The 6,505-nt window shown below is 70.5% G+C and carries 9 protein-coding genes; 7 read left to right on the top strand and 2 right to left on the bottom strand.

Annotated features, from left to right (window positions below):
- Positions 1-259: MarR family winged helix-turn-helix transcriptional regulator (locus RMO85_RS18685; RefSeq protein ID WP_397204330.1), on the top strand; the 259-nt coding region annotated here is incomplete at its 5' end.
- Between the two features lie 132 nt (positions 260-391).
- The gene (locus tag RMO85_RS18680) at positions 392-628 is read left to right on the top strand and encodes a hypothetical protein (RefSeq protein ID WP_310530225.1); all 237 of its coding nucleotides are present in this window, start codon (positions 392-394) and stop codon (positions 626-628) included.
- A 4-nt stretch (positions 629-632) separates the two neighbouring features.
- Here the strand turns inward: RMO85_RS18680 and ppgK are convergent, their stop codons facing one another.
- Positions 633-1,382: a polyphosphate--glucose phosphotransferase gene (gene ppgK, locus RMO85_RS18675; RefSeq protein ID WP_310530224.1), complete on the bottom strand. Its 750-nt coding sequence runs from the start codon at positions 1,380-1,382 to the stop codon at positions 633-635.
- A gap of 102 nt (positions 1,383-1,484) precedes the next feature.
- Between ppgK and RMO85_RS18670 the strand changes: the two genes are divergently transcribed.
- The 5 genes from RMO85_RS18670 (at position 1,485) to RMO85_RS18650 (ending at position 6,101) form a co-directional block, all read left to right on the top strand.
- Entirely contained in the window at positions 1,485-2,246 is a 762-nt protein-coding gene (locus tag RMO85_RS18670; RefSeq protein ID WP_310530223.1) for a maleylpyruvate isomerase N-terminal domain-containing protein, read from the top strand.
- Between the two features lie 128 nt (positions 2,247-2,374).
- Positions 2,375-3,817, top strand: a complete 1,443-nt coding sequence (locus tag RMO85_RS18665) for a fatty acid desaturase (RefSeq protein WP_310530222.1) — start codon at positions 2,375-2,377, stop codon at positions 3,815-3,817.
- On the top strand, positions 3,817-4,014 hold the full coding sequence (locus RMO85_RS18660; RefSeq protein WP_310530221.1) for a ferredoxin: 198 nt from the start codon (positions 3,817-3,819) through the stop codon (positions 4,012-4,014). Before RMO85_RS18665 ends, RMO85_RS18660 begins: the two co-directional genes overlap by 1 nt.
- Before the next feature lie 43 nt (positions 4,015-4,057).
- A complete protein-coding gene (locus RMO85_RS18655; protein WP_310530220.1) occupies positions 4,058-4,654 on the top strand; it encodes a TetR family transcriptional regulator in 597 nt (198 codons plus the stop codon).
- 40 nt (positions 4,655-4,694) lie between these two features.
- A complete protein-coding gene (locus tag RMO85_RS18650; RefSeq protein ID WP_310530219.1) occupies positions 4,695-6,101 on the top strand; it encodes an MFS transporter in 1,407 nt (468 codons plus the stop codon).
- On the opposite strand, the gene RMO85_RS18645 is transcribed toward RMO85_RS18650, so the two are convergent.
- On the bottom strand, positions 6,088-6,505 hold a 418-nt coding region (locus RMO85_RS18645), incomplete at its 5' end, for a hypothetical protein (RefSeq protein WP_310530218.1). The two genes, RMO85_RS18650 and RMO85_RS18645, sit on opposite strands and share 14 nt — an antisense overlap.

Genomic DNA, 6,505 nt, shown 5'->3' with positions numbered 1-6,505 from the left:
GACTGGCATCGTCGATCGCCTGGCCAGGCACGGGCACGTCACCCGCGCCCCCCACGATCAGGATCGCCGACGGACCCAGGTCCTGGTCACGGCCTCGGGACGTGAGGAGGTGCTGCAGCGGTTGCTGCCGATGTTCCGGGCCCTGCGCACGCTCGACGAGTCCTTCGACGAGAGCGAGCGAGCGGTGGTTGAGCGCTACCTGCATATGGCGACGGGCGCCTTCCGCCAGGTCACCGACCCGGACCCCGGCGACGCCTGACAACCCCGCCGTCGTCCCCGGAAGTGGCGATCTTCCTCGGCTGCCTCACCCTCGCCGTGCGTCGAGTGCCTAGCGTCGATGCCCAGCGCCGGCCAGCGCGGATCGGCGCGGTGAGGGATCGGGGAGAGGTCGATGGCAACCAGACGGATCCACATATGCCTCGAGCAGGTCGATGCGCCTGCTCACGATGCGAAGTTCCCGGACGGCAGCCGCTGGGTCTGCTCGTGCGGGAGCCACTTCGTCTACCGCGAAGGCCTGAACAGGGCCGGCTACCCGGAGATGGAGTGGTGGGAGGCGCCGCCGGTGGCGATCCCCAGGCAGCGCGCCCGCTCGTCCCTGCGGGTCCGGTTGACCCACCCTTGGCGCTAGGCGCTCAGCCCTGGCGTGACGCGACGAGCGCGGCGCCGATGATCCCGGCCCGGTTGCGCAGCTGCGCCGGCACGATCGGTGTCTCGATGTCGAGCAGCGGCAAGAACTCGTCGCTCTGCTTGCTCACGCCACCGCCCACGACGAACAGGTCGGGCGCGAACAGCCTCTCGACCGCGCGGTAGTAGGTGGTGAGCCGCTCGGCCCAGGCCTGCCAGGACAGCTGCTCGGCCTCGCGGACCGAGTTGGCCGCCCGGGACTCGGCGTCGTGGCCGCCGATCTCGAGGTGGCCGAGCTCGGAGTTGGGCACCAGGACACCGTCGTGGATCAGCGCCGAGCCGATCCCGGTGCCGAGCGTGGTCACGATGATCAGGCCGCGCTGGCCCTTCGCGGCGCCGAACTCCACCTCGGCCAGCCCCGCGGCGTCGGCGTCGTTGACGATGTGCACCTCGCGGCTGAGCGCCGCGCTGAAGATCGCGTCGGCGTCGGCGCCGATCCACGTCGGGTCGATGTTGGCGGCCGAGTGCACGACCCCGTGGCGGACGACGCCGGGCACCGTCACTCCGATGGGCGAGTCGGAGATGTGGAACCGTCCCACCAGCTCGGCGAAGACCTCTGCCACTGCTGCGGGAGTGGCCGGCCTCGGCGTCTTGATCTTCTCTCGATCACTCGCGAAGTTCCCCGCCCGCAGATCGACGGCTGCCGCCTTGATGCCGGTGCCGCCGAAGTCGATGCCGATGGGGTGTCCAGTGCTCATGGGCATACTTTGCCCGACTTTGGCGCACGTGGCTCCCCGGGGGAGCCATCGGGGAGCGACAAATGGGGCGACGATGTTCCTGGCCTCTGCCACCGTTGGCCCATGACCACCACGCTCGATCTCGCCGCGCACCTCGAGGGCCTGCGCGCGGCGATGGTGGCGATGGTCCGCTACGCCGATCGTGCCGGCCTGCGGGCGCCGGTGCCGACGACGCCCGACTGGACGCTTCGGCGGCTCGTGGCCCACCAGGGGATGGTGCACCGGTGGGCGGCCGCGGTGGTGACCGGCTCCGAGCAGACCCCCGACCGGTGGGAGCACGAGGGCCACGAATCAACCGATCCGCTGGAGTGGCTGCGAGACGGTGCCATCGAGGTGGTGACCGCGATCAGTGCGGCGCCCGAGGATCTCGACGTGCTGGTGTTCCTGGCCGATGCTCCGCCGCCCCGACGCTTCTGGGCCCGGCGGCAGTGCCACGAGACGACGATCCACGCGGTCGATGCCCTCGCCGCGAGCCTGGGGCGATATCCGGTCGCCGCCGACGCGCCCTGGATCGGGGACGAGCTCGCCCTCGACGGGATCGACGAGCTGCTGACCGGCTTCCTGCCCCGGCCGGTGTCGCGGCTGCGGTCGGACGAGGGCCGGCGCATCGCCGTACGTCCCGACGAGGGTGAGGGGGGCTGGCTGGTGGAGCTCACCGCCCGGCCCCCGGTGACGACGCGCTTCGTCGGTGGGGTGCCGGAGGCCGACGTCGAGCTCACCGGGACGGCGCTCGCCCTCTACCTGACCCTGTGGAACCGCAGCGACGAGGCGTCGCCGGGCGGGGGATGGGACGACTGGCGCGACAGCGCCCAGGTGGTCTGGTGAGCGCACGGAGCGGTCCGCGAGCGGCGTCTGCGGACGCGCGACCCGTTTGACATCGGCCGACTCCTTGTCAAAGAGGTTTACATCATCTACGGTTTTGTAAACCCAGTTCACGGCAGGAAGGTCAATCCATGAGCCTCAGCGACTCGATGAGCGGCACCGTACCGGCGGGATCGACCGACGCGTGGCGGGACAAGAAGCGCTACCTGTGGCTGATCGGCCTGGTCGTGCCGAGCCTGGCCTTCGCCAGCGTCGGGCTCAACGAGCTCACCGGCTGGGGAGTCTGGTTCTGGATCGGTCCGATCGTGGTCCTCGGCGTCGTGCCCGCGATCGACCTCCTCGTCGGGCTCGATCGGTCCAACCCGCCGGACGACGTGATCGAGGCGCTGGAGAACGACCGGTACTACCGCTGGATCACCTACCTGTTCCTGCCGATCCAGTACGCCGGCTTCATCGGTGCCTTCTACCTGCTGGCCCACCCCGACGTGCTCGGCGGCCTGTCGGGCCTGGACAAGGTGGGTCTGAGCCTGACGATCGGCGTCATCGGTGGCATCGGCATCAACACCGCCCACGAGCTCGGCCACAAGAGGGAGGCAGGAGAGCGCTGGCTCTCCAAGATCGCGCTGGCCCAGGTGGCCTACGGCCACTTCTACATCGAGCACAACCGCGGGCACCACGTCCGCGTCGCCACCCCGGAGGACCCGGCGAGCAGCCGGCTGGGGGAGAACTTCTACCAGTTCTGGCCGCGCACCGTCATCGGCTCCCTCAGGTCTGCGTGGCGGCTGGAGAAGCGCCGCTACGCCCGCAAGTCGCAGCACCCCTTCCGGCTCGGCAACGACGTGCTCAACGCGTGGCTGATGACCGCCGCGCTCTGGGGCGCGATGATCGCCTGGCTCGGCATCGGCATCGCGCCCTACCTCGTCCTCCAGGCGGTCGTGGGCCTCTCGCTCCTCGAAGTGGTCAACTACATGGAGCACTACGGCATGCTGCGGCGCAAGGTCGGTGTCGGCGAGCGGCAGCGCTATGAGCGGGTCCTGCCGAGCCACAGCTGGAACTCCAACAACATCGCCACCAACGTGCTGCTCTACCACCTGCAGCGTCACAGCGACCACCACGCCAACCCGACCCGCCGCTACCAGGCGCTGCGGGACTTCGAGGAGTCGCCGGTGCTGCCGACCGGCTATGCCGGGATGATCGTGCTGGCGATCGTGCCGGCCGTCTGGCGTCGCGTGATGGACCCCCGCGTCGTGAACCACTTCCAGGGCGACGTCAGCCTGGCCAACATCAGCCCCCGCAAGCGCGAGCACTATCTCGCGCGGTACGCCGCGGGCCTGCCGTCCGCCGAGCAGCCGCTCGGCGAGGACGTCACGCCCGGGCTGCTGGTCGTCGAGGTGCTGGCCGCCCGGTGCCCGGGCTGCGCCTACGTCTACGAGGTCGCCGCCGGCGACGAGCACGAGGGCTTTGCCGCCGGCACCGCCTGGGCCGACATTCCGGCCGACTGGTGCTGCCCCGACTGCGGGGTCCGTGACAAGGCCGACTTCGTCCCCTTCGACCCCAGCAAGGCGGTGGCCTGATGCGGATCCACGTGGACCGGGACCTGTGCGAGGGCATCGGGATGTGCGAGTCGATGGCGCACGCCTTCTTCGAGGTGGACGACGACGAGGTCATGCACGTGCTCGACCCGCACCCCGCCGAGGAGCACCGCTTGCACGTCGTGGCCGCGGTCGCCTCGTGCCCGGTGCAGGCACTCTCGCTCACGCCCAGGTCCTGACTCTCCCGTCGGGCGCTCGGGTGCTGTCCCTAGAATCCTGTTCATGACTGCCCACGGGGGACTCGAGGCGGCCCTCGAGCGGGGAACGCTGCGGGAGCGGATGGTGGCCGCTGCCGTCGTGATGACCACCGAGGAAGGCTGGGCGCACGTCACGATGGCTCGCCTCGCGGAGACCGTCGGGGTCAGCCGACAGACCGTCTACAACGAGATCGGCACCAAGAAGGCGCTCGCCGAGGCGATGATCCTGGCCGAGCTCGACCGGTTCCTCGCGGTGGTCACCACCGCGTTCGACGACCACACCGGGGACCTCGTGGGTGCGATCGAGGCGGCGACCCGTTCCGTCCTCGAGCACGCACGAGGCAACCCGCTGCTGCACGCGGTCGTGTCGGCCACCCACGGAGCCGACACCGAGCTGCTGCCGCTGCTGACCACGCACTCCTCGACGCTGCTCGAGGTCGCCAAGGCGGTGGTGACCGAGCGGGTCGCGGCCTACCAGCTGCGGCTGACGCCGGGCGAGCTGGACGGCGCGATCGACATGGTGGTGCGGGTGGTGCTCAGCCACGTCATGCAGCCGAGCGGTTCGCCCGCGACCACGGCCGCCGATCTCGCCTTCATCGCCCGGCGCGTGCTCGCGGGCTGAGCGGATCGGCGGATCGCGGCATCATTCTATTCTCGACCCTGTGACGCCTTCACAGCCCGTGGCCCTGCGGATGGGAACGACGAGTGGCCGGGCCGTCATCGCGGCTGCCGTGCTCGGCTCCGGGATGACCTGGCTCGACGGCAGCGTGGTCAACGTCGCGCTCCGCACGATCGGTGAGGACCTCGACGCCTCGCTCGCCCAGCTCCAGTGGATCAACAACGGCTACCTCGTCTCGCTGGCCTCGCTGATCCTGCTCGGCGGCTCGCTGGGGGACCGGCTCGGCCGCCGGAAGGTGTTCATCCTCGGCACGGTCTGGTTCGCGTCGGCCAGCCTGTTGTGCGGGCTCGCGCCGAATGCGGAGACGCTGATCGTGGCCCGGCTCCTCCAGGGCGTCGGCGGCGCCCTGCTGACACCGGGCAGCCTGGCGATGATCCAGGGCGCCTTCGCTGCCGACGACCGGGGCCGGGCCATCGGCGCGTGGTCCGGCCTGGGTGGGGTGGCCGCCGCGATCGGTCCCTTCGTCGGTGGCGTGCTCATCGACAACGCATCGTGGCGCTGGATCTTCCTGATCAACCTTCCTCTCGCGGTCGCGACGGTGCTGATCGCCCGGCGCTGGGTGCCGGAGACCCGCGACCCGACGGCGAGCGGACACTTCGACGTCATGGGTGCCGCGCTCGCGTCGCTGGCGCTCGGCGGCATCACCTACGCCCTGATCGACGGGCGCGGTGTCGGCGCGCTCTGGGCGGGGGCAGCGGGCGTGATCGCGGCGGTGGCGTTCCTGGTCCTGGAGCGCCTGGAGCCGCAGCCGATGATGCCGCTCGGCCTCTACCGCGACCGGACGTTCAGCGCGTCCAACGCGATGACCTTCCTGGTCTACGCCGCGCTCGGCGCCATGTCCTTCTTCCTGGTGCTGCAACTGCAGACCGTCGGCGGCTACCAGGCCCTCGAGGCCGGTGTGGCGACGCTGCCGATCACGATCTCGATGCTGCTCCTGGCGGCGAAGGGCGGCGAGCTCGGCAGCCGGATCGGGCCGCGGATCCCGATGACCGTCGGTCCGCTCGTGATGGCGGTGGGCCTCCTGCTGGTGCTGGGGGTCGACGAGGACGTGAACTACTGGCTCGAGGTCTTCCCCGGGCTCACCGTCTTCGGCCTCGGCCTCGTGCTGATGGTCGCGCCCCTCACGGCCACGGTGCTCGCGGCGGCCCCCGGCGACAAGGCCGGCATCGCCAGTGGGATCAACAATGCGATCGCCCGCGCCGGCTCCCTGATGGCCGTCGCGGCCCTGCCGACCGCCGTCGGGCTGTCGGGGAGCGAGTACGCCGATCCTGCTGCGCTCGATGCGGCGTACCCGACGGCGATCCTGGCCTGCTCCGCGCTCCTCGCGCTCGGCGGGGTGTTGTCGTGGCTGACGATCCCGTCGCGTGTTGCCGAGGCTACGACTCCTTGAGCCTGCGGCGGAGCCGCTGGATCGTCGCCTGCTTCTTGGCGAGCGTCTCGCGCTCCGCGGTCAATGTCTCCAGGACACGGAAGTGGGCGGTCATCTCCTCGGCCAGCGCGGTCTGACTCTCCGAGAGCTGTAGCTCCAGCTCGCGGATGCGTGCCGCCGGCTGCCCGACCAGCTCCAGGAGGCGGCGCACAGAGCCACGTGGGAGCAACAGGATGCGCTCATCGAGGCGGGCTTGTACGACGGCGTGGTTGGCCGCCCAGTCCTCCTCGGGGTGCTCGGTGCGCGAACTCTCCCCCTCGACCCACCAGCGATACAGGCTCGTCTCGACCGGACTGCAGGCGACGCCCAGCAGACCGGCCGCGCGCATGAGGAAGTCCCAGTCCTCGGTGGTGTCCAGCGCCTCG

It is taken from the genome of Nocardioides sp., from assembly GCF_031422975.1.
Taxonomy (GTDB): domain Bacteria; phylum Actinomycetota; class Actinomycetes; order Propionibacteriales; family Nocardioidaceae; genus Nocardioides.
The sequence above is the reverse complement of the archived record's forward strand: the minus strand, read 5'-3'. Positions and strand labels throughout refer to the sequence as shown.

What these genes read in the sequence shown, in the direction of transcription:
- RMO85_RS18680 (WP_310530225.1), top strand. Translation starts at nt 392, where the DNA reads ATGGCAACCAGACGGATCCACATATGCCTCGAGCAGGTCGATGCGCCT.
- ppgK (WP_310530224.1), bottom strand. Translation starts at nt 1,382, where the DNA reads ATGAGCACTGGACACCCCATCGGCATCGACTTCGGCGGCACCGGCATC.
- RMO85_RS18670 (WP_310530223.1), top strand. Translation starts at nt 1,485, where the DNA reads ATGACCACCACGCTCGATCTCGCCGCGCACCTCGAGGGCCTGCGCGCG.
- RMO85_RS18665 (WP_310530222.1), top strand. Translation starts at nt 2,375, where the DNA reads ATGAGCCTCAGCGACTCGATGAGCGGCACCGTACCGGCGGGATCGACC.
- RMO85_RS18660 (WP_310530221.1), top strand. Translation starts at nt 3,817, where the DNA reads ATGCGGATCCACGTGGACCGGGACCTGTGCGAGGGCATCGGGATGTGC.
- RMO85_RS18655 (WP_310530220.1), top strand. Translation starts at nt 4,058, where the DNA reads ATGACTGCCCACGGGGGACTCGAGGCGGCCCTCGAGCGGGGAACGCTG.